This is a genomic window from Actinoplanes sp. NPDC051494 (assembly GCF_044454705.1).
GTDB lineage: Bacteria > Actinomycetota > Actinomycetes > Mycobacteriales > Micromonosporaceae > Actinoplanes.
In genome coordinates, this window is sequence record NZ_JBITDZ010000003.1 from 45398 (window position 1) to 64952 (window position 19555).

Annotated in this window: 23 protein-coding genes; 14 read left to right on the forward strand and 9 right to left on the reverse strand. The window is 70.1% G+C overall.

All coding sequences use genetic code 11. The features are described 5' to 3' along the window. Positions 1–71 precede the first annotated feature (71 nt). The 4 genes from ybeY to era all read left to right on the forward strand — a co-directional run bounded on the left by ybeY (position 72) and on the right by era (position 3905). Positions 72–545 (forward strand): rRNA maturation RNase YbeY, encoded by a 474-nt coding sequence (gene ybeY / locus ACIA6A_RS12660; RefSeq protein WP_396097680.1) that lies wholly within the window; start codon positions 72–74, stop codon positions 543–545. A gap of 3 nt (positions 546–548) precedes the next feature. Continuing rightward, positions 549–1934: a hemolysin family protein gene (locus tag ACIA6A_RS12665; protein WP_396097681.1), complete on the forward strand. Its 1386-nt coding sequence runs from the start codon at positions 549–551 to the stop codon at positions 1932–1934. Continuing rightward, positions 1927–2298 carry a cytidine deaminase gene (locus ACIA6A_RS12670; RefSeq protein WP_396097682.1) on the forward strand — a complete coding sequence of 124 codons (372 nt, stop codon included), beginning with the start codon at positions 1927–1929 and terminating at the stop codon, positions 2296–2298. The genes ACIA6A_RS12665 and ACIA6A_RS12670 overlap by 8 nt, the downstream gene beginning before the upstream one ends. Before the next feature lie 719 nt (positions 2299–3017). Beyond that, positions 3018–3905: a GTPase Era gene (era, locus tag ACIA6A_RS12675; protein WP_396098529.1), complete on the forward strand. Its 888-nt coding sequence runs from the start codon at positions 3018–3020 to the stop codon at positions 3903–3905. Between the two features lie 54 nt (positions 3906–3959). Here the strand turns inward: era and ACIA6A_RS12680 are convergent, their stop codons facing one another. Beyond that, a complete protein-coding gene (locus ACIA6A_RS12680; protein WP_396097683.1) occupies positions 3960–4739 on the reverse strand; it encodes a DUF4097 family beta strand repeat-containing protein in 780 nt (259 codons plus the stop codon). 107 nt (positions 4740–4846) lie between these two features. Between ACIA6A_RS12680 and recO the strand changes: the two genes are divergently transcribed. From recO to ACIA6A_RS12695, 3 genes are read left to right on the forward strand one after another with little or no spacing between them, the layout of a single operon-like run. Then, entirely contained in the window at positions 4847–5623 is a 777-nt protein-coding gene (recO, locus tag ACIA6A_RS12685; RefSeq protein ID WP_396097684.1) for a DNA repair protein RecO, read from the forward strand. Further along, positions 5620–6402 (forward strand): isoprenyl transferase, encoded by a 783-nt coding sequence (locus tag ACIA6A_RS12690; protein ID WP_396097685.1) that lies wholly within the window; start codon positions 5620–5622, stop codon positions 6400–6402. The genes recO and ACIA6A_RS12690 overlap by 4 nt, the downstream gene beginning before the upstream one ends. 9 nt (positions 6403–6411) lie before the next feature. Beyond that, positions 6412–7131: a histidine phosphatase family protein gene (locus ACIA6A_RS12695; RefSeq protein WP_396097686.1), complete on the forward strand. Its 720-nt coding sequence runs from the start codon at positions 6412–6414 to the stop codon at positions 7129–7131. On the opposite strand, the gene ACIA6A_RS12700 is transcribed toward ACIA6A_RS12695, so the two are convergent. Continuing rightward, positions 7061–7948: an SDR family oxidoreductase gene (locus ACIA6A_RS12700; RefSeq protein WP_396097687.1), complete on the reverse strand. Its 888-nt coding sequence runs from the start codon at positions 7946–7948 to the stop codon at positions 7061–7063. The two genes, ACIA6A_RS12695 and ACIA6A_RS12700, sit on opposite strands and share 71 nt — an antisense overlap. 64 nt (positions 7949–8012) lie before the next feature. Here ACIA6A_RS12700 and ACIA6A_RS12705 point away from each other — a divergent pair, with 64 nt between their 5' ends. Continuing rightward, a complete protein-coding gene (locus tag ACIA6A_RS12705) occupies positions 8013–8882 on the forward strand; it encodes a sigma-70 family RNA polymerase sigma factor (protein WP_396097688.1) in 870 nt (289 codons plus the stop codon). A 138-nt stretch (positions 8883–9020) separates the two neighbouring features. On the opposite strand, the gene ACIA6A_RS12710 is transcribed toward ACIA6A_RS12705, so the two are convergent. Together ACIA6A_RS12710 and ACIA6A_RS12715 are read right to left on the reverse strand one after the other, a co-directional pair. Further along, a complete protein-coding gene (locus ACIA6A_RS12710; protein WP_396097689.1) occupies positions 9021–9695 on the reverse strand; it encodes an HAD hydrolase-like protein in 675 nt (224 codons plus the stop codon). Continuing rightward, the gene (locus tag ACIA6A_RS12715) at positions 9692–9988 is read right to left on the reverse strand and encodes an MTH1187 family thiamine-binding protein (RefSeq protein ID WP_396097690.1); all 297 of its coding nucleotides are present in this window, start codon (positions 9986–9988) and stop codon (positions 9692–9694) included. The genes ACIA6A_RS12710 and ACIA6A_RS12715 overlap by 4 nt, the downstream gene beginning before the upstream one ends. Positions 9989–10085: 97 nt before the next feature. On the opposite strand from ACIA6A_RS12715, the gene ACIA6A_RS12720 reads away from it, so the two are divergent. After that, positions 10086–11066, forward strand: coding sequence for a hypothetical protein (locus ACIA6A_RS12720; protein WP_396097691.1), 981 nt, complete (start codon positions 10086–10088; stop codon positions 11064–11066). 106 nt (positions 11067–11172) lie between these two features. Beyond that, the gene (locus ACIA6A_RS12725) at positions 11173–11826 is read left to right on the forward strand and encodes a hypothetical protein (protein WP_396097692.1); all 654 of its coding nucleotides are present in this window, start codon (positions 11173–11175) and stop codon (positions 11824–11826) included. A gap of 27 nt (positions 11827–11853) precedes the next feature. Here the strand turns inward: ACIA6A_RS12725 and ACIA6A_RS12730 are convergent, their stop codons facing one another. Together ACIA6A_RS12730 and ACIA6A_RS12735 are read right to left on the reverse strand one after the other, a co-directional pair. After that, a complete protein-coding gene (locus tag ACIA6A_RS12730; RefSeq protein WP_396097693.1) occupies positions 11854–13698 on the reverse strand; it encodes a tetratricopeptide repeat protein in 1845 nt (614 codons plus the stop codon). Between the two features lie 42 nt (positions 13699–13740). After that, entirely contained in the window at positions 13741–14418 is a 678-nt protein-coding gene (locus tag ACIA6A_RS12735; RefSeq protein ID WP_396097694.1) for a YceI family protein, read from the reverse strand. Between the two features lie 819 nt (positions 14419–15237). Between ACIA6A_RS12735 and ACIA6A_RS12740 the strand changes: the two genes are divergently transcribed. From ACIA6A_RS12740 to ACIA6A_RS12755, 4 genes are all read left to right on the forward strand, one after another. After that, positions 15238–15738, forward strand: coding sequence for a hypothetical protein (locus tag ACIA6A_RS12740; RefSeq protein WP_396097695.1), 501 nt, complete (start codon positions 15238–15240; stop codon positions 15736–15738). Further along, complete coding sequence (locus tag ACIA6A_RS12745) at positions 15735–16106, forward strand: type II toxin-antitoxin system VapC family toxin (RefSeq protein WP_396097696.1); 372 nt, start codon at positions 15735–15737, stop codon at positions 16104–16106. Before ACIA6A_RS12740 ends, ACIA6A_RS12745 begins: the two co-directional genes overlap by 4 nt. A gap of 453 nt (positions 16107–16559) precedes the next feature. After that, on the forward strand, positions 16560–18086 hold the full coding sequence (locus ACIA6A_RS12750) for a histidinol-phosphatase (RefSeq protein ID WP_396097697.1): 1527 nt from the start codon (positions 16560–16562) through the stop codon (positions 18084–18086). After that, a complete protein-coding gene (locus ACIA6A_RS12755; RefSeq protein WP_396097698.1) occupies positions 18083–18526 on the forward strand; it encodes a hypothetical protein in 444 nt (147 codons plus the stop codon). Before ACIA6A_RS12750 ends, ACIA6A_RS12755 begins: the two co-directional genes overlap by 4 nt. A gap of 3 nt (positions 18527–18529) precedes the next feature. Here ACIA6A_RS12755 and ACIA6A_RS12760 read toward each other — a convergent pair whose 3' ends face one another. The 3 genes from ACIA6A_RS12760 to ACIA6A_RS12770 form a co-directional block, all read right to left on the reverse strand. Beyond that, positions 18530–18751, reverse strand: a complete 222-nt coding sequence (locus ACIA6A_RS12760; protein WP_396097699.1) for a hypothetical protein — start codon at positions 18749–18751, stop codon at positions 18530–18532. An 83-nt stretch (positions 18752–18834) separates the two neighbouring features. Then, on the reverse strand, positions 18835–19260 hold the full coding sequence (locus ACIA6A_RS12765) for a PIN domain nuclease (RefSeq protein WP_396097700.1): 426 nt from the start codon (positions 19258–19260) through the stop codon (positions 18835–18837). Further along, complete coding sequence (locus ACIA6A_RS12770) at positions 19257–19493, reverse strand: DUF2191 domain-containing protein (protein WP_396097702.1); 237 nt, start codon at positions 19491–19493, stop codon at positions 19257–19259. The genes ACIA6A_RS12765 and ACIA6A_RS12770 overlap by 4 nt, the downstream gene beginning before the upstream one ends. Between the last annotated feature and the right edge of the window lie 62 nt (positions 19494–19555).

Consider the following 19555-nt stretch of genomic DNA (forward strand, 5'->3'; position numbering starts at 1 on the left):
TGTCGCCACCAACCGCCATCGCCGGGTCCACCGGCGAGGAAACCGCATCGGAAGCAGGGGTAAAGCACCACATGTCCATCGAGATCGCCAACGAGTCGGGAGTCGAGGTCGACACCGACGCGATCCTCGCGGTGGCCCGGCACGCCCTCGAGGAGATGGGTGTCAACCCTCTCGCCGAGCTGTCGATCCTGCTCGTCGACATCGACTACATGACCGAGCTCAACCATCGGTGGATGGGCAGCGACGGCCCGACCGACGTGCTCGCGTTCCCGATGGACGAGGGCAGCGTCGACCACGGGCCCGGCGAGGCCGGCACCGGCGAGCCCGCCCTGCTCGGTGACATCGTGCTCGCCCCCGAGGTCGCCGCGAAACAGGCGGTCACCGCGGGACACACCGCGGCCGACGAGCTGCACCTGCTCACCGTGCACGGTGTGCTGCACCTCCTCGGCTACGACCACGCCGAGCCGGACGAGGAGCGCGAGATGTTCGCCCTGCAGGCACGGCTGCTGCAGAGCTGGCGCTCCGGGCGGCGGACCGGCGGTTAGCCGATGGACCCCTCCGCAGCACTACCCGCCCTGGCAGAGGGCGCGTCCACGGCCACCGGCCTGCCCGACTTCCAGCTGATCGCGTACGCGGTGGTCCTGGTCTTCCTGGCCGGGCTCGCCTCGATGACCGACGCCGCCCTGGCGACCGTCTCCCCGGCCCGCGCGGGGGAGATGGCGCGCGAGGGACAGCGTGGTGCCGCCGCGCTGGCCGCCGTGGCCGGCGACGTCGTGCGCCACCTGAACCTGCTCCTGCTGCTCCGGCTGATCTGTGAGCTGACCGCCACGACCCTGGTCGCGCTGGTCGCCGTGGACAGCTGGGGGGTGGGCTGGCGGGCCGCGCTGGTCACCGCCGGTGCGATGACGCTGGTCAGCTTCGTCGTGGTCGGGGTCGCGCCGCGCACGGTCGGCCGCCAGCATGCGTACGCGGTGGGCCGGGCGACCGCGCCGCTGGTCCGCTGGATCGGGCGGGTGCTCAACCCGCTCGCGTCGCTGCTGATCCTGATCGGTAACGCGGTGACCCCCGGCAAGGGGTTCCCGGAGGGGCCGTTCGGCAGCCAGGTCGAGCTGCGGGAACTGGTCGACCTCGCCGAGCAGCGTGGTGTCGTGGAGCACGGCGAGCGGGAGATGATCCACTCGGTGTTCGCGCTGGGTGACACGATCGCCCGTGAGGTCATGGTGCCGCGTACCGAGATGGTGTGGATCGAGGCGCCCAAGACGCTGCAGCAGGGCCTGTTCCTGTTCCTGCGGTCCGGCTTCTCCCGCATCCCGGTGATCGGCGAGAGCGTCGACGACGTGCTGGGCGTGCTCTACCTCAAGGACGTCATCCGGCGCACCCAGAACGGCGATCCCGCGGCCTCGGCCGTGGCGGTCGCGGATCTGATGCGCCCCGCGACGTTCGTGCCCGAGTCCAAGCCGGTCGACGACCTGCTGTCGGAGATGCAGGCGGCCCGCACCCACCTGGTGATCGTGGTCGACGAGTACGGTGGCACAGCCGGCCTGGTCACCATCGAGGACATCCTCGAGGAGATCGTCGGCGAGATCACCGACGAGTACGACGTCGAGCGCCCGCCGGTGGAGCACCTGGACGACGGCGCGGTGCGGGTCACCGCGCGGCTGCCGATCGAGGACCTCGGCGAGATCTTCGGCGTGGAACTGCCGGCCGACGAGGTCGAGACCGTCGGTGGCCTGCTCGCCCAGACCCTGGGCCGGGTCCCCATCCCCGGTGCGACCGTCGACGTCGGCGGCCTGCACCTGATCGCGGAGGGCACGACCGGCCGCCGCAATCGCATCGACTCGGTGCTGGTGCGCCGGGTCGAGTCGTCGTCGGAGCAGACCGACGGCGACGAGAACGCCCCCGAGACCGAGGAAAGACAGCACGCCGATGCCTGACCAGACCATTCCAGCCGGAACCGCGGACGCCGATCTCAGTGCGGAGGACGCGAAGCTGGTCACCCTGGCCCGCGGCGCCCGAGCCCGGGTAGGTGCGGCCGAGGGAGCATCGGTACGCGACCAGGACGGCCGTACCTATGCGGCGGCGACGGTGTCGTTGCCCAGCTTGCAGGTGACCGCGCTGCAGCTCGCGGTCGTGTCCGCGGTGGCCGCGGGCGCCAAGTCCATCGAGGCGGCGGCGGTGGTGACGGAGACCGGCGTGCTCGACGGTGCCGGCCACGCGGCCGTGCGTGACCTCACCGGCGACGCCCCGATCCACGTGGCGGCCCCGGCCGGCACCCTGCTCGGCACGGTGACCCAGTGACCGATGCCGAGGGCGACCGCGGGATGTCCGCGGGAGAACGCAACGCACAACGCCGCCGCGAGCGTCAGGCCGCCAAGCGCGAGGCCGCGAACATCGCCGGCGAACGCGGTTCGGCGGCCCGGCGCAGCACCGGAGCCTTCAAACGAGGCGCGGGCGGCGCCGGCGGTTCGACCCGCGACGGCGCCGCGGCGGGCCGCGGCAGCGCAACCGGCCGTGATGGTGCTGCCGGCCGTGATGGTGCTGCCGGCCGTGATGGTGCTGCCGGGCGCGGGAACGCGGCCGGCCGGGACGGCTGGGCCGCGCGTGGCGGTGCCGCCGGCCGTGATGGTGCGGTCGGCCGGGACGGCGCGGCCGGGCGCGATGATGCTGCTGGGCGTGGCGGTCCTGCTGGGCGCGGTGGTGCTGGGCGTGGTGCTGCTGGGCGTGATGGTGCTGCTGGGCGTGATGGTGCGGCTGGGCGTAAGGGTGCGGGTTCGCGGGGTGGGGCCTGGGGTCGCGGTGCGGTTGCGCCCAGTGAGCCCGGCACCGACGGCGGCTGGGTGCCCCGGCGGGGTGCCGGACCCGGCGGTCCCGGTCCGAAGCGACGGTTCATCCGGCCGGTGCCGACCTCTGAGGCCGGCAAGGCCCGGGCGGCGGCCGCCGCGCGTGCCACGAAGCCCGAGGCGCATCCGAAGAAGCCCGGCGGGAAGCACCAGCACGCCGCCGCCGCTCGGCAGCAGGTGACCGAGGATGCCTACCGTGCCGGTTTCGCGTGCTTCGTCGGGCGGCCCAACGCGGGCAAGTCCACGCTGACCAACGCGATCATCGGCCAGAAGATCGCGATCACGTCCAACAAGCCGCAGACCACCCGGCACGTCATCCGGGCCGTGCTCCACCAGGAGAATTCCCAGCTGGTGCTGGTGGACACCCCGGGGTTGCATCGGCCGCGGACGCTGCTGGGGGAGCGGCTCAACGATCTCGTCCGGGAGACCTGGAGCGAGGTCGACGTGATCGGGGTGTGCTTCCCGGCCGACGAGCCGGTGGGCGCCGGCGACCGGTTCATCTCGGCGGAGATGGCCGAGCTGAAGGCCACCGTGATCGCCGTCGTCACCAAGGTCGACCTGGTCGATCCGGCGACGCTGGCCAAGCGGTTGCTCGCGGTCAGCAAGCTGCACGACTTCGCCGACATCGTGCCGGTCAGCGCGATCTCCGGGCACCAGGTGGAGACGCTGGTCGACGTGCTGACCCGGCACCTGCCCGAGTCCCCGCAGCTGTACCCGGACGATGTGCTCACCGAGGAGCCCGAGCAGGTGCTGATCGGGGAGCTGATCCGGGAGGCCGCGCTGGAGGGTGTGCGCGAGGAGCTGCCGCACTCGATCGCGGTGCTCGTCGAGGAGATGCTCGTCGAGGGCAAGACCACGAAGATCTACGCGAACCTGTTCGTGGAGCGGGACAGCCAGAAGTCGATCGTGATCGGTACGCAGGGGGCCCGGCTGAAGGATGTCGGGGTCCGCGCCCGTGCCGAGATCGAGGCGCTGCTCGACCGGAAGATCTACCTCGACCTGCACGTCCGGGTGGCCAAGGAATGGCAGCGCGACCCGAAGCTGCTGCGCAGGCTCGGTTTCTGAGCCCGGTTCACACGGGGCCGCCCGCCGCGCTCGACGCGGCGGGCGGCGCTCCGATCAGAACGACATGACCTTGGCGTCGCCGCTGCCGACCCGGACGCTGATCACGTTCGTGGCGGTGGCGATGTTCCGCAGGTCGGTGGTGAAGTCGCCGGAGCCGGTGTCGTTCTTGAGCTGGTAGTCGCCCTTGGGCACGATCAGTTCCACGTTGCCGCTCGAGGCCCGGGCGGAGATCGAGGCCGGCTGCAGGACGTGCAGCTCGACGTCGCCCGAGCTGGCCTCCGCGGTGAGCGGTTTGCCGCCGGTCAGCTCGAGGCCCTCGATGTTGCCCGAGGTGACGGTGAGCGTGGCCGCGCCGCTGAGGGCGTGCGCGTCGATGCTGCCGGAGGTGGCCCGGGCGGTGACGTCCCCGGCGATCCGTTCCAGGCGGATGTCGCCCGAGGAAACCTTCACGTCGGCGGCGCCGACCCCGACCAGCGCGATGGCCCCGGAATGCAGCTCGCCGCCGACCTTCACCCCGGCGGGCGCCTCGACCTCGTACGACACCGAGCAGTTGCGCCCGCACGTCGTGTCCAGGCTCAGGGTGCCGCCCGAGACCTGGTACGACTTCGCGGGATCGCGCCCGTCGCTGCGTACGATCCGGGTGATGTGGGTCTCGGACGCCGACCCGGTCGTGACCGTGACGTCACCGCTGCCGCCGCTGAGCACGATGTCGGTGATCTTGGTCTTCTCGGTGTCGTTGTAGGTGAGCTTCGCGCCCATCCCGTTGCCGCAGCCGGTCAGAGCGGTAGCCGCCGCGGCAGCGACCAGAATGAGAGCACCAACACGTACGTTCATGCTGGAAACGCTATGAGCTGCCCGGCCCGGGGGCTATCGGACCCTTCCCGGAGATGACCCTGAGATCCGGCTCAGGGTCTGTCGTACCCAGGAGGCAGAATGTCGGGGTGCCTGCCGGATACCGACGCCAGCTCTACCGCGACGACGCTGTCGTGCTGCGTGTCCAGAAACTCGGCGAGAGCGACCGCATCATCACGCTGCTGACCCGGCGCAACGGCCGGCTGCGCGCGGTCGCCCGCGGGGTGCGGCGCACCAACTCGAAGTTCGGCGCCCGGCTGGAGCCGTTCGGTCACATCGACCTGCAGCTCGCCGGTTCCCCCGAGGGTGTCGGCAGCAACCTGCACTCGATCAGCCAGGTCGAGGGCGTCAACCTGTTCGGCAAGAAGTTCCTCGAGGACTACCCGCGCTACACCGCGGCCAGCGCGATCGCCGAGACCGCCGAGCGCCTCAGCCCGGTCGAGCGCGAGCCGTCGCTGCGGTTGTTCCAGCTGACCCTCGGCGCGTTCAAGGCCCTGGCGGCCGGCGAGCACTCCACCAGCCTGGTCCTCGACGCCTACCTGCTGCGGGGCATGGCGTTCGCGGGCTGGGCGCCGGCGTTCGCGGAGTGCGCGGTCTGCGGCACCGGGGGCCCGCACGGCGCGTTCTCCGTCCCGGCCGGCGGCTCGGTCTGCCCGGACTGCCGCCCGCCCGGTGCGGCCCATCCGGCCCCGGCGACCCTCACCCTTATGGCAGCTTTGACGCATGGTGACTGGCCGTTCGCCGACACCGCCGCCCCTTCCGTACGCCGTGAGTGCAGCGGCCTCGTCGCAGCGCACCTGCAGTGGCACATGGAGCGCAACCTGCGCGCCCTTCCCCTGGTCGATCGACGGGAGTCCCCCCAGTGACACGTCCGCCCACCCCGCACATCTCCGGCGCCACCCCGCCGGCCCTGCCGAAGGACGCCGTCCCGAAGCACGTGGCCGTCGTGATGGACGGCAACGGCAGATGGGCCAAGGAGCGGGGCCTGTCCCGGACCAAGGGCCACGAGCAGGGCGAGCACTCGCTGTTCGACACCATCGAGGGCGCCCTCGAGCTCGGCATCCCGTACCTCTCGGCCTATGCGTTCTCCACCGAGAACTGGAAACGCTCACCGGAAGAGGTCCGCTTCCTCATGGGCTTCAACCGCGACGTCATCCGCCGCCGCCGCGACGAGCTCACCGACCTGGGCGTCCGCATCGTCTGGTCCGGCCGGCCCGGCCGGCTGTGGAAAAGTGTCATCACCGAGCTGCAGACCGCCGAGGAGCAATCCCGCGGCAACTCCAAGCTGACCCTGCAGTTCTGCGTCAACTACGGCGGTCACGCCGAGATCGCCGACGCCGCGGCGGCCATCGCCCGTGACGTGGCGGACGGCAAGCTCAAGGCCGACAAGGTCAACGAGAAGACCCTGCGCCGCTACCTGTACCACCCCGAGATCCCGGACGTGGACATGTTCCTGCGCCCCTCCGGCGAGGAACGCACCTCCAACTTCCTGCTCTGGCAGTCCGCCTACGCGGAACTGGTCTTCCTCGACACCCTCTGGCCGGACTTCGACCGCCGCCACCTCTGGTACGCATGTGAGCTCTACGCCCAGCGCGACCGCCGCTTCGGTGGAGCGATCCCCAACCCGGTTGCGCCCACTGTCTAAAGTCACGCGATGACGACTCGCTGGCTCTACCTGGTCCGCCACGGCGACGCCTCGGAGACCGCCGGTCTGAGCCCGGCCGGCCGGCGGCAGGCCAAGCTGCTGGCCGGCCGGCTGTCCGGCATCCCCTTCACGTCGATCACCCACAGCCCACTCCAGCGCGCGGCCGAGACCGCAGCCATCCTGACCGCGCCGGTCGAGCCCGGGTCGGTCGAGCCCGGATCGGTCCAGGCCGGGTTGGTCGAGCCCGGATCGGTCCAGGCCGGGTTGGTCCAGGCCGGGTTGGTCCAGGCCGGGTTGGTCCGGGCTGGGTCGGCCGAGCCTGCGCCGGCCGAGCCTGCGCCGGCCGAGTCCTGGGATGCGGCCGGTGACTACATCCCGTTCGTCCCGGACCCGATCCCGCCGGCCTTCACCGCCTTCTTCGACGGCTACACCCCGGAGGGCCCGGAATCCGGCTGGGCCGAGGCGGCGCTGGCCCGCTTCGCCCGTCCGTCCCCGGCCGAGACCCACGACCTGATCATCACGCACGCTTTCCTGGTGGCATGGTTCGTCCGGGACGCACTGGGCGCCCCACCGGCCCGCTGGCTGGGCATCCCGGTGGCCAACTGCGGTCTCACGGTGATCCGCTACACCACCGGCCGGCCGCCGGCCCTGGTCCAGCTCAACGACCTGTCACACCTGCCGCCGGACCTGCACTGGACAGGCTTCCCGCCAGGAATCGCCCCCAGCTGATCCGCCCGCCGTCCGCTTCTGCCTGCTCCGCTTCAGCCTGCTCCGCTTCCGTGCGGAAAGAGCGGTCGTTCTCGCGGGAAGCGTGCGTGGGTGCGGCGAGGTTGGCGCCCTCACGGATCGCCGCGTAGGCCCGGCCGCCCAACCGGATCGGCAGCAGCAAGCGGGTTCTTCCGGTGGCCTTCAGGTAGGACCGGATCATGGCGTCCATGCTGATCACCTCCGGCCCGGCCAGGTCGGCCACCAGGCCGCGGGGTGGGCCGAGCGCGAGTTCGGCGAGCCGGGACGCCACCTCGTCCGCGTCCACCGGCTGGAACCGGACGCCGGCGGGCACCGGGATCACCGGGAGGCCGGCCAGCTTTCTGACCACCAGGAGGAGCAGGTCGTGGAACTGGGTGGCGCGCAGCGTGGTCCAGGGCCGGCCGGAATCCTCGATCACCCGCTCGGCGGCGCGTTGTTCCGCGAAGTAGCCGAACATCGCCCGGTCCACGCGGCTGACCATGGGTACCCGGTCCGCTCCGACGACCGAGATGAAGAGGATGTGGGTTCGGGGCCCGGTTGCGCGTACCAGATGGTGGGCCTTGGTTCGGTCGTCCCTGGGTCCTCCGGCCAGGTGCAGGACGGTGCTGACGCCTTCGGTCGCGTGCGCGATGCCCTCGCCCGTGGCGAGGTCTCCGGTCACGTGTTCGACGGTGGCGGTGGCGGTGTCGGTGTCGGGGCGGGGGTTGCGGGTGAGGACGCGGACGCGGCCCGGGAGCAGCGGAAGGACACGGCGGCCGAGAGTTCCGGTGCCGCCGGTGATCAGGATCTGTGCGGTCATGTTTGTCACCATCGTCGGGGTTCAGGGGTCAACCGGATGACACCTGGCGACGGAGGATTGTGACGTGACTGGTGAGCGGGACCTGCTGTCCCAGCGGTTCGAGGAGAACAGGCCGCGGTTGCGGGCGGTGGCCTACCGGATGCTCGGGTCGCTGGCCGAGGCGGACGACGCCGTGCAGGAGACGTGGCTGCGCGCGAGCCGTTCCGATGTGCGTGCGGTCGAGAGCCTGCCCGCGTGGCTGACCACGGTGGTGGCCCGGGTCAGTCTGAACATGCTGCGCGCCCGGCGGTCGCGGCGGGAGGAGCCGATGGTGCCGGATCCGATCGTCGACCCGGTGTCCGGGGTGGATCCGGAGCATGACGCGGTGCTGGCCGACGCCGTGGGCATGGCGCTGGCGGTGGTCCTGGCGACGTTGAGCCCGGCCGAGCGGCTCGCGTTCGTCCTGCACGACATGTTCGCCGTGCCGTTCGAGGAGATCGCCCCGATGATCGAGCGTTCGCCGGCGGCGGCCCGGCAGTTGGCCAGCCGGGCCCGGAGACGGGTACGCGGTCAGGCCACCGCTCCCGATCCGGACGTGCGCCGGCAGCGGGAGGTGGTGGACGCCTTCTATGCCGCCGCCCGGGCCGGGGACCTCGAGCGGCTGGCGGCGGTGCTGCACCCGGATGTGGTGCTGCGCTCCGACAGGGGACCGGGCGGGCAGCGGCGCAGCGTGGTGCTGCACGGTCCGGACGCGGTGCTGGGTCAGGCGCTGCTCGGCGAGCGGTTCGCGGCGATGGTGCACCCGGCCCTGATCAACGGCGCGGCCGGGGCGGTGATCCGGTCCGGCGGCACGGTGCTGTCGATCATGGCGTTCACGGTGACCGGCGGCCGGATCATCGCTGTCGACGTGCTGAGCGACCCCGGCCGGCTCGCCGCCCTGACCATCACCGCCTGAAGGCCGTCGCCCGGGCGGTGCCCGCTGTCGTCGGGTGAAGGCCGTCGCCCGGGCGGTGCCCGCTGTCGTCGGGTGAGTGCCGTTGCCTGGGCGGGGGCCGCCGTCATCGGGTGACGGCTACCGCCCAGGCGACGGCTGTCACCCGATGATGGCGGCGACTGCGGCGTCCTTGTCGGACAGGTCGGGCAGCACCACGTGGGCTCCGGTGCGGGTCAGGTCGGCCAGGCTCGTGCCGCCTGTGGCCACGGCCACCGCGCGGGCGTCGTTGGCGAGGGCTCCGGCCACGTCGAACGCGGTGTCGCCGATGACCACGGGACGGAACTTCTCGGCGTACTTGGCCTCGGCTCTTTCGAGGGAGCGGCGCACGAGCGTCTCGCGTACGTGATCGTCGGTGCCGTAACCACCCACCTCCGCGTCGAAGACGTCCTGCAGGCCGAAGGCCGCGACTTTCGCGGCCGCGACCTGGGGAACGTTGCCGGTGACCAGCGTCTGTACCACGTCGTCACGGGCGGCGAGGGTGTCGAGCACGGCCCGGACGCCCGGCAGCAGCGTGCCGTGCTCGGCGAAGAGATGACGGCTGCCGTCGATCTCCTCGATGTAGCGCGCGAAGAACCGCTCGGGCGTGCAGTCGGTCACGCCGTGCGACGCGAAGACCTCGGTGCAGATGTCCAGATCCGTGCGTCCGCCGAAGTCCGGGGTGACACTCCAGGCCACGCCGGTGACCTCGGTGAACGCGGTCTTCCAGGCTCGGCCGGCGACCCCGCCACCGTTCAGCAGGGTCCGGTCGATGTCCCACATGACCAGGTATCTCACTGCTCGGCCAGCCGTCGCTCGACGTGCTCCACCTTGGCGTGCAGGGCGTCGACGGCCCCGGGACGCACGTCGGCCTTGAGCGACAGGCTCACCCGCGGGGCGTGCGCGGCGACGGCGTCGACCGCCTGTTTGACGACGGCCATGACCTCGTCCCACTCGCCCTCGACGGTGGTGAACATCGCATCGGTACGGTTGGGCAGCCCGGACGCCCGGACCACCCGGACGGCCTCGGCGACGATGTCGCCCACGGATTCGGAGACGCCGATCGGCGTGACGGAGAAGGCAACCAGCATGTCGCCATGTCTACCAGTCGCGTGCGGCCGGTAAGAGGTGGTCTCGGACACGCCGGACCTGGGATCGCACGTTGACCTGGGTCTTTATGCTCACCCGATGACGAGATCGGTGCGACTCGCAGCGGCGCTCGGCGTCGGTTGGGCGGGCGCCGCGCTGTGGGCGCACGGCGCGGTGATCCTGCAACCGCTGGCCGAGCCCGGGTCGCGGTGGTGGGGCTATGCGGAGAACAACTCCTACTGGCCGCGGGAGGTGCGCTGGGGCGCCGTTGTCGCGGTGGCGGTGGTGCTGTTCGCCGTCGCGGACACCGGCCGTCGTCGTGGCCGCACAGTGACTGCCGGGGCGCTGCTCTGGATCGGGGCCGACGTCGCGCTGGACCGGGCCGATCCCGGCCACGCGGCCCTGATCCCGGCCGCCGTCCTCGCCGGTGCGGCCATCACCGCGACGGCGCTCTGGCTCTGCCGCACCAGCGACCGGGCCGGGATCTCCGGTCTTCCGGCCGTGCTCTGCCTGCTCGCCGCGTTCAGCCTGCTGACGCTCGAGTCACCGACCGACGAGGAACCGGAGCTGGTCCCCTCGGCGACGGCCGGCTATCTCCTGTTCGCGGTCGCCGCCCTGGTCTGCGTTCTCGCCGCCCTGCCCGGCACCTGGTCACGGCGCCGGCAGGGCCTCGTCCTCGTGATCGGCGCGACGGGGCTGAGCCTCGCCCTCGTGCCCGGGCCGTTCGCGGCCGACGCGGTGCTCTGCCTGGCCCTGGTCGCCGCGACGGCGGTGGTCACCCGCCCCTGGACCGGCCCGGCCCGCGCTCTCGGGGTGGCGCTCGCCCACGGCCTGATTCTGCCCGGAGTCCTCATGTTCGCCCTGGTGACCCTGCTGGAAGCGGCCCGGCCGTTCACCGCCCTGGCCGGCAACCCGCCGATCAACTCCGCGGACTCCGACCCGTCCATCGTGCTCGTGGTCGTGGTCGCCACCCTCGTCTGGGCCGGCCTGGGCAGACTGTTCATGGTGGTCACGGCCGAACTCCACCCCGAGCCCGAACCGGCCGCCGGCAAGCCTGCGACATCGTGGGAAGCAGCCTGAACCCGCCGGCCCGCAACCGATGGGGTGATGGCATGTTTTGTGGTCGTCATTGATGAGCATGGGTAAGCGAACGGGTGGCGGGCACCCGGCCAGGAGGATCTGATCCATGCGCTTGCCGACCGACCGACCCCGGACCGCCGCTCGGGTCGCTTTCTGCGTGCTGACCGTGGGCGTGGCGTTCGCGCTGGGGGCCTGTGCCGAGGGTGCGGAGCCGACCGGCAGCGCGCCCGGCACGGGGCTGACGTCAGCCGGTGAAGGAGCCACGCCGGGGGCCACCTCGACGAAGGCCGGGTCCGCGGGCGGGGAGTCCGCCATCCTCGCCGGCAAGCGCCAGTTCGTGTTCCGTCCCATGCAGACGGCCGGGTCGGTCCTGCATGTCGATGACCGGGGTCATCTCGCGCTGACCGATGGGGAGAGCAGCACCAGCCTGTTCGTGCTGCTGCCGGCCGCTGCGGACACGTATCGGATCCGGATGGCCGGCAAGATGGCCGGCAAGGAAGCCTCCGGGGAGCAGCGGTGCATCGGGCTGACCGAGAACACCGCCGGTTCGGCGACGCTGGATGCCGTTCCCTGTGATGCCGGCGCCCCGGGGCAGCGGTTCGGGTTGGAGAAGGAGAAGGGCCAGACGTACGCCATCCGGACCGACCAGGACCACTATGTCCGGGCCAACGACGAGACGGGTGTGGAAGCGGTCGCCGATCCCGGGACGACGTTCAGCCTGATCGACAACGGTGCCGCACCGGCGGGTGCCGGAGACTAACAGTGCCGCACCGGCGGGTGCCGGAGACTAACGGCGGCGGCGGAAGCGGCTGAACCAGGAGCGTCTCGGTGGCGGAGGCTGCTCCGCGGGTGCGGCCGAGGCGGCCAGGACGTCGGTGGCCAGGATGTCGGTGGCCAGGATGTCGGTGGCCAGCGCCGTCACCTCGGGGATCATCGCCGGGGTGACCAGGGTCAGCGCGGCCAGTGAGTCGAGGATGGTCACGACGCGCCGCTGGGAGGCCTGCACCGCCTGGATGAACCGGTGGCCCACCACCTCGCGGACCTCGTCGCGGCAGGACGGGTCGACCCAGGCGGCCACCGTCAGGGCGTACAGGGCCGCCTCGGTGATCCAGTCCTCGATGCCGAACGCGAGTTCGGTGAGCAGCCGGCGATGGGCGGTCGTGTCCGTCGGGTGGTCGCGGCCCAGCTCGGCCGAGTGCAGCACGCCGAGGCAGGCGAAGACCTGGACGCAGCGTTCCCACCAGCCCGGCGGGAGGTCCGCGAGCTCCGGCGGGGGTGCGGGCGGGAAGACCAGCAGCGCCAGGAGGTCGTCGATCGGGAGCTGGCCCATCGGCAGGGCCTGGTCGTACGCGGCGATCGGGTGGGCCCAGACCGGGGTGACCACCTGGCGGGTGAGGTCCGACGCGGCGGAGGACGGCGGCGGTATCGCGGGAACGGCGAGCTTCCCGTCGTACCTCCAGAGGGCCCGGCCCGGACGCAGCGGGGTGACCATGTCCGGGGGGATCGGGCCGCCGATCTCGATGTCGGCGCCGGGGAAGCGGCGGCGCACGACCGCGATCGCGCTCGGCACCTCGAGGGCGGACAGCGCGAGCCGGCCCAGGTCCTGCTCCGCGTGCTCCGGCGATGGGGGCAGCTGGGCGAGCACGTTGATGCTGGCCTCGGTGGGCCCGGCCGGGAGCCCCAGCCACGGCCGGCCCTGGGAGCAGTGTTCGAGTTCGTAGTGTTCGTGACCGGCGGGCGGGTGGTCGCGCGTGTAGTCGGCCAGGTCGACGAGGTGGCGGGTCTGGCCGTCCCGGTCGTAGCGCAGGCGGTGCAGGGTGTGCACCACGCAGTCGTCGGCGGGGTCGCGGCGGACCGCGTCCTCGAGCAGCGCCTGTGCCTCGTCGAAGCGGTCCGTCTCGGCCAGCCAGTTCGCCAGGTCGGCGCAGAGGTCCAGTTCGGTGGGGTAGCGGGCGTACGCGTCCTTGAGCACCTCGATGCCCGTTCCGGCCTGACCGTCGGCTTTGAGCGCGTACGCGTACCAGACCATGGTCAGTTTGCTCGGATCGAGACCGACGGCGTGCCGGCCCCAGACGACAGCCTCGGCCGTCGCGCCCAGCCGGCGTCCGAGCCCGGCCGCCGTGGCATGCACCATCGCCGCGCCGGGGTGGGCGGCGACGGCGCGTCTGGCCAGGTCGAGATAGACCTCGTTGGCGGTACGGACGTCATCGGCCGCCGGGTCGCCGAGCGGGCGCATGACCGTGGTGAAGACCTGGGCCACCACCTGCGGGTCGAGGGCCGGCACGTCGAGGGCGCGGACCCAGCTGACGTCGGCCCAGGGCTTTCCCGGTTCCGCGGCGGTGGCCTGGGCCAGCAGCATCAGGGCGCGTGCCGGGTCGGCCGGCGCGAGCAGGTGCGCGTGGGCGACGACGGTGCCGATGAAGATGGGTTCCTCGATCGGGAACAGCGCGGTGCCGCCGCGGACGGCCAGGGCGGCGAGGAGTTCGTGCACCTCGGGCAGGCCGGGGGCGTGCGAGATGGCGCCGGCCAGGTGCGCCGCGGCGTGATGCAGGTCGTCCTCGGCCAGGGCGAGACGGGCGAGCGACAACTCGCCGTGTGCTTCCTCGATCGCGGAGCCGGCGCCTTCTGGCATTGCGGCAGGTTAGATGATGGCCGGCGGGCCCGCCCGCCGGGGTCAGTCCCGCGCGTCCTGGCCGGCCGCCTGGTGGATGGCTTCGCCGGCGATCTCGAGGCGGACCCGCTTGCCGACCAGCCAGCCGCCGGCTTCCAGGGCCACGTTCCAGACCAGGCCGAAACTCTCCCGGTCGATCTCGGCGGTCGCGCTGAAACCGAAGATGTCCTGACCGTACGGGTCCCGGCGCGCGCCGCCGAACTCCACGGTCAGGTCGACGCTCCGCCGGACGTCCTTGACGGTCAGCTCGCCGCTGAGCACGAAGCGTCCCGGGGACGGCGGCGGCAGGTCGGCGCCCGAGCCGCGGCGGGTGAGCGGGTTGTTGCGCAGCCGGGCCCACTGGAAGATGTCGTTGTTCTCCTGCCACGCGAGCCCGGTGCTGCTGAACTCGATGGTGGGGAAGTTCTCGACGTCGAGGAAGTCGCCGCTGTGCAGGTGCACGTCGCGGTCGGCGTTGTGCGTGGTGAGGCTGGCGCTCTCGATCGAGGCGGTGACCGACGAAGCGGCCGGGTCCTCGCCCACGATGATCGTCGCGGAACCGCGGGCGAATTCGCCCCGGACCGCGCTCACCATCATGTGCTGCGCCTGGAAGCCGATCCGCTTGTGGGCCTCGTCGAGAAGGTATACGCCCGGCTCCGGAATGGTCACGCCATTCCACTCCCGGGTGGGGCGGTCGTTCATTGTGGAGGGTCCCCCATTAGTGACTTGACTCACTATCACTCCTGTCGGCCCCGCTCGGGGACTTAGTAGATCTTAAGTGATCTCCTGGGATGTCCGGCCAAATGGTGTTCCCGTTTATGGAGGACACGCATTCAATGCCCGATTCGCGAGGTCGGAAAGGTGACGTAGACCGCTTTCGTTCTGGTCCGACCGCTACCAACAGTAACGCGGGTCGTATGACGCGGAGTCACGCATCGCGCGGAAGTGGCCCAGGTTACGTCACGCAGAGGCGAAGGAGTTCGCTCGGTGTCCACATAGCCGACACCTTCCGTTGAGAGCGATCGGCGATCACGACCACGAGCGCTCCCATGAAATGGGCGGCACCGATGTCGTACCCGCTCTTGATCTGAGCATTCCGGACAGCGAATTGTCGCCCTCCGACGTATCCCGGCGCGGTTTCTACGCGGTGCCGGACTGCTCGGCGCCGGTGCCGCGGCCTCCGTGCTCGGCACTCCCGCAGCTGCTGCCCAGGCGTCGCCGACGCGAGGTTTGACGTGGCTCGCGGGTGACCACCACATGCTGGCAACCCCTGGGCTGTACGCGATCTAGGCAGGTCAACGCGCTCCGGGTATCCCCAGGCGCCAGAGCGGATGACCATGGCCGCACGCGCCGATCTGGTGAAGCGGGTCATGGGGGCAAGGAGACCTCCGCGGGAACCGCCACTCCCTGATCGTGCCGGTCGGTCTGCACGCCAACCTGGGCACCCCATGCATGGGTCATGCTGTGTTTGCTTGATTTGCTTTCTCTGTTTGCGCTAGATTGGTGCCGGAGGTGATCCGCATGGCGACCATCGAGGTCGACGAGTACACGAAGTTCACCGTGGCGTTCGCGGCTCGAGTGGCAAACCTTTCGGAGAGCGCGATCATTCGTCGCCTGGTTGAAGGCAGCGCCCAGGCTGACGACAAGCGCCCCCAGTCCATCGACCAGGGCGTCACGATCTATGCCGACTATGAAGGACATCGGGTCCGCGCCAGATACACCGAGCCGGCCCGAGTTGAGATCATCGACGGCCCACTCGCAGGTCAGTCATTCAAGACGCCGACCGGTGCCGCACGCGCGGTGGTCAGGAACTACAACCCCACCATCAATGACAACCGAAACGGTTGGACCTTCTGGCAGATAGACAACGAGTCCGGCGCGCGAACACCTTTGCAGTCGATCCGGCCCGGCACTGTCAGGTCCGGAAGAGGTTCCCTGAAGGGACGCATTGTCGCTTCCGGCGACTGGGACTCGGCCGAGGTCAACGACAGCATCGCCGATGACTTCGGGCTCGCACCATGAGCCTTCTCCTCGACACCCACATCGTTATCTGGTGGCTCACGGACGATCCCACCCTTGCCGATGAGATCAAGGATCGCCTGGACCAGGAGCTCGACGTTTATGTCAGTTCAGCAACGGTGTGGGAAGTCGCGATCAAACAAGCGCTTGGCAAGCTCGACCCGCCCGACCTTCCCGAGCAGATACGCGATAGCGGCTTCCGGCCCCTGAATATCACCGCCGAGCACGGAATAGCGGCGGGACGGCTGCCGATGCACCACCGCGACCCCTTCGACCGCATCCTGATTGCCCAAGCTCAACTCGAAGGTCTGACATTGGTGACCCGTGACATTCACGTCCAGAAGTATGACGTCGATGTCCTGACCGCTTGAAGGCGCTTCCGCGAGCCCGACTTGCAGCCGGACAGTGCGTGCGCTGATCACAGCTCGATCGCGGCAGCCGAAAAGCAGGATCGAACAAAGGATCGAGACGGACTGATAATCCTTTACGGTCAGCCTCATCGGAGGCAACTGCCGAGCGTTTCTGAATGGAATCTGTCAGTGGTTGTTCGCCGTCCCGCCATCAAGTCGACAAGCTCCGTTCTGGTCGCTTGACGAGGGTGACGCCGACCGCGTACATCGATTCTCGGCAGGAGCAACCAGATGGGTCACGGCCACGACCACTCTCATGCAGACGAGCACGTCGGCGCAGATGTACCAGCGGCTCTGGATATATCGATTCCGACCAGTGAGCTATCGCCCTCCGATGCCTCCCGCCGCCGTTTTCTGGCCGGCGCTGGTCTTCTCGGTGCGGGCGCTGCCGCCTCGGTGCTGGCGAACCCGTCAGTGGCCGCCGCTTCGGGGCTTCCCCACGCACACGGCCCCTCCGGGGGCGGTACCGCCAAGGGCGAGTTTAATTTTCTCGCGGGTGACCATCACATCCACACCCAGTACAGCTCCGACGGCCAGTACCGGGCGATCGACCAGGCCAAGAACGGTCGCGCGTACGGACTGGACTGGCTCGTCATCACCGATCACGGCAGCAACGCGCACGCCAAGATCGGTGTGGACAAGGTCAACCCGGACATCCTCGCGACCCGGGCGGAGCTCAAGGACCTGCTGACGTTCCAGGGCCTGGAGTGGAACATCCCGGCCGCCGAGCACGCCACCGTGTTCGTGCACCCGGGCAAGAACGAGGTCGCGGTCCTCAAGCAGTTCGAGAACACGTACGACGGGTCCCAGCTGCCCGCCACCAACACCGAGGCGCAGAACGAGGCCGCCGCGATCGCCGGCGTCAAGTTCCTCGGCGAGCAGGTCCGCCGGCGCAAGGTCGACGGTGCGCTCTTCCTCGCCAACCACCCGGCCCGGCGCGGCATCGACTCGCCGCACGAGATCCGCAACTGGCGCGACGCGGACCCGACCGTCGCCATCGGCTTCGAGGGCGCGCCCGGTCACCAGGCCGCCGGCATCAAGGCCCCGTACGGTCGCGGCGGCGCCCGCGGTTACTACGACAACAACCCGTCGGCCGCGTCGTACCCGGGCTACCCGCTGGAGAGCTACCGCACCTGGGGCGGCTTCGACTGGATGACCGCGACCGTCGGCGGCCTCTGGGACAGCCTGCTCGCCGAGGGCCGGGCCTGGTGGATCACCGTCAACTCGGACAGCCACGTCAACTACCTGGACCAGTCGGTACGCGGCCCGGGCAGCGACTTCGAGCTCAACGGAAAGTACAACGACCCGGTGTACGGCGGTGGCCCGCTCAACACCACGGCCGGCGACTTCTGGCCCGGCTACTACGGCCGGACGAACGTGGGTGCGACGTCGTTCACGTACAAGGCCGTCATGGACGGTCTGCGGGCCGGCCGCATCTGGGTGGACCACGGCCGGCTGATCAAGAACCTCGACGCCCAGGTACGGGTAGCGGGTGACCGCCGGGCCGCCACGGGTACGCCGCTGGGTGGCGTCCGGCACGTCAAACGCGGCACGACGACCGAGCTCACCCTCGACATCGACCTGCAGGACGTCCCGAACTGGGCCCACTTCATCCCGTCGCTCAAGCGCGTCGACGTAATCGTGGGCTCGGTGACCGGCCCGGTCGCGGACAAGGACGCGTTCACGGCACCGGACACCAGGGTCGCGAAATCCTTCGAGGTGACGCCTGGAGCGAGGAAGCTCACGGTCACCTACTCGCTGGGCCGCCTCGATAAGCCGTTCTACCTGCGGCTGCGCGGAACCGACGGCAACCGCACCCAGCCCGGTCTGATGGGTGCGAGCGTCGACCCGTACGGTCCGCAACTCGATGTCATCGGCGACGCCGATCCGTGGGCCGACCTGTGGTTCTACACCAACCCGATCTGGGTCCTGCCCACGTGACGACGCCCAGCTTCCCGGGCACACCCAGCTTCTCGAACACGCCCAGCTTCCCGGACACGGCCGCGGCGGATCACTGGCTGATCTCGCTGCAGCCGGTTCCGGCGCTGGCCTGCACACACCTGAGGCGTACGCCGTCCCCGCACGTGGCGGTGTCTCTGGGGGAGGAGATCCGCGAGGGCCGGGCGGTCGTCTTCCCGGGCTCGCGGCATCTGCTGGGCGATCTGACGGTCGGCGAGATCCTCGACCGGAGCGCCATCGAGCAGGTCAGAGTGCTGGGTGGTGCCACTGCGGACCGAACCGCGACGGTACGAACAAACGACTACGTCCGCCCGCAATGGACGGACGGCTCGCTGGTCCTGACGGTGCTGCCGGCGGCAGGGGGAGTGCTGGTCCCGTTCGAGACCCGCGACCCCACGCCCTGCTGCGCCGACCACGCCTGACAATCAGATGTGCTGCGTCTCGGTGGTCGCGGGGTGCAGCTCGGTGGTCGTCTCCTTGACGAACTTCCCGGTGCTCGTGCTGCGGTTGACTTCCTGCTCGCCGCCGCTCTTGTCGCCACCCACGTGCTCGGTCGTGGTCCCCTTGGGGTCACGCTCCGTGGTGCTCTCCTTGACGAACTTCCCGGTCCGGGCGCTGCGGTTGACGTCGTGCTCGTTGCCTGCCATCAGTAAGCCTCCTCATGCTCCGTCAATGTCTTGCTATTGACGTGCCCACTCCCGGAACCCCAAAACATGAGCCGGAATGAGGATCAGTCCACACTCCCCGGTTCAGCGACCCACGGGACGTCCTGCCCGGTCGTGCTCGCCACGGTGTCGAAGTCTCTGTCGTAGTGCAGCAAGGCAAGTCCTTGCAGTTGCGCTGTCGCGGAGACGAGAAGGTCGACCGGTCCGGCCGAGCGATGGGTGCCTCGGCTATGAAGAGCCTTCTGGATCTCGTGCGCGCGCTCGAACACCTTCTCGGGAGTGACCACCCAGGTGAAGGTCTTGTTCAGCTCGGATTGGATCGCTTTGCGATCAGCCGCGGACCGGGCGCTGAAGAAGAGCTCAAGTTCGGTGCTGGAGCACACGCCGAGCAGGCCGGAATCGATCTCCCTCCGCCAGCTCCTTCGCAGCTCGTCGTTCCGGCCCAGCCGGATCAGGGCGCTGGTGTCGACGAGAAACCGCTTGGTCTTCATCGGTACTTCCGGATGGCCAGGAGCTCGTCGAACTGGCCGGATTTCACCCGCTCCGCAAGGCTTTCCATGCCTTCGTGTCTGGTCTGCTGCTCGGCGGCCTCACGAAGTGCGGCGTTGAGCGTGTCGTGGGTGTTCGTTGTTCCGTAGCGTCGAGCCGCGAGGGCAAGCGCTTCCTCGTCGAGATCCTCGGGACTTTCCGGCATGAAGCCCTCCCGGTGGCTGAGTGTCGTCATTCTATTTGCCTCCCCAGGCCGTGGTCGGGCCGAACAAGCCCGTGCGTGCACAGTAGCGCAAC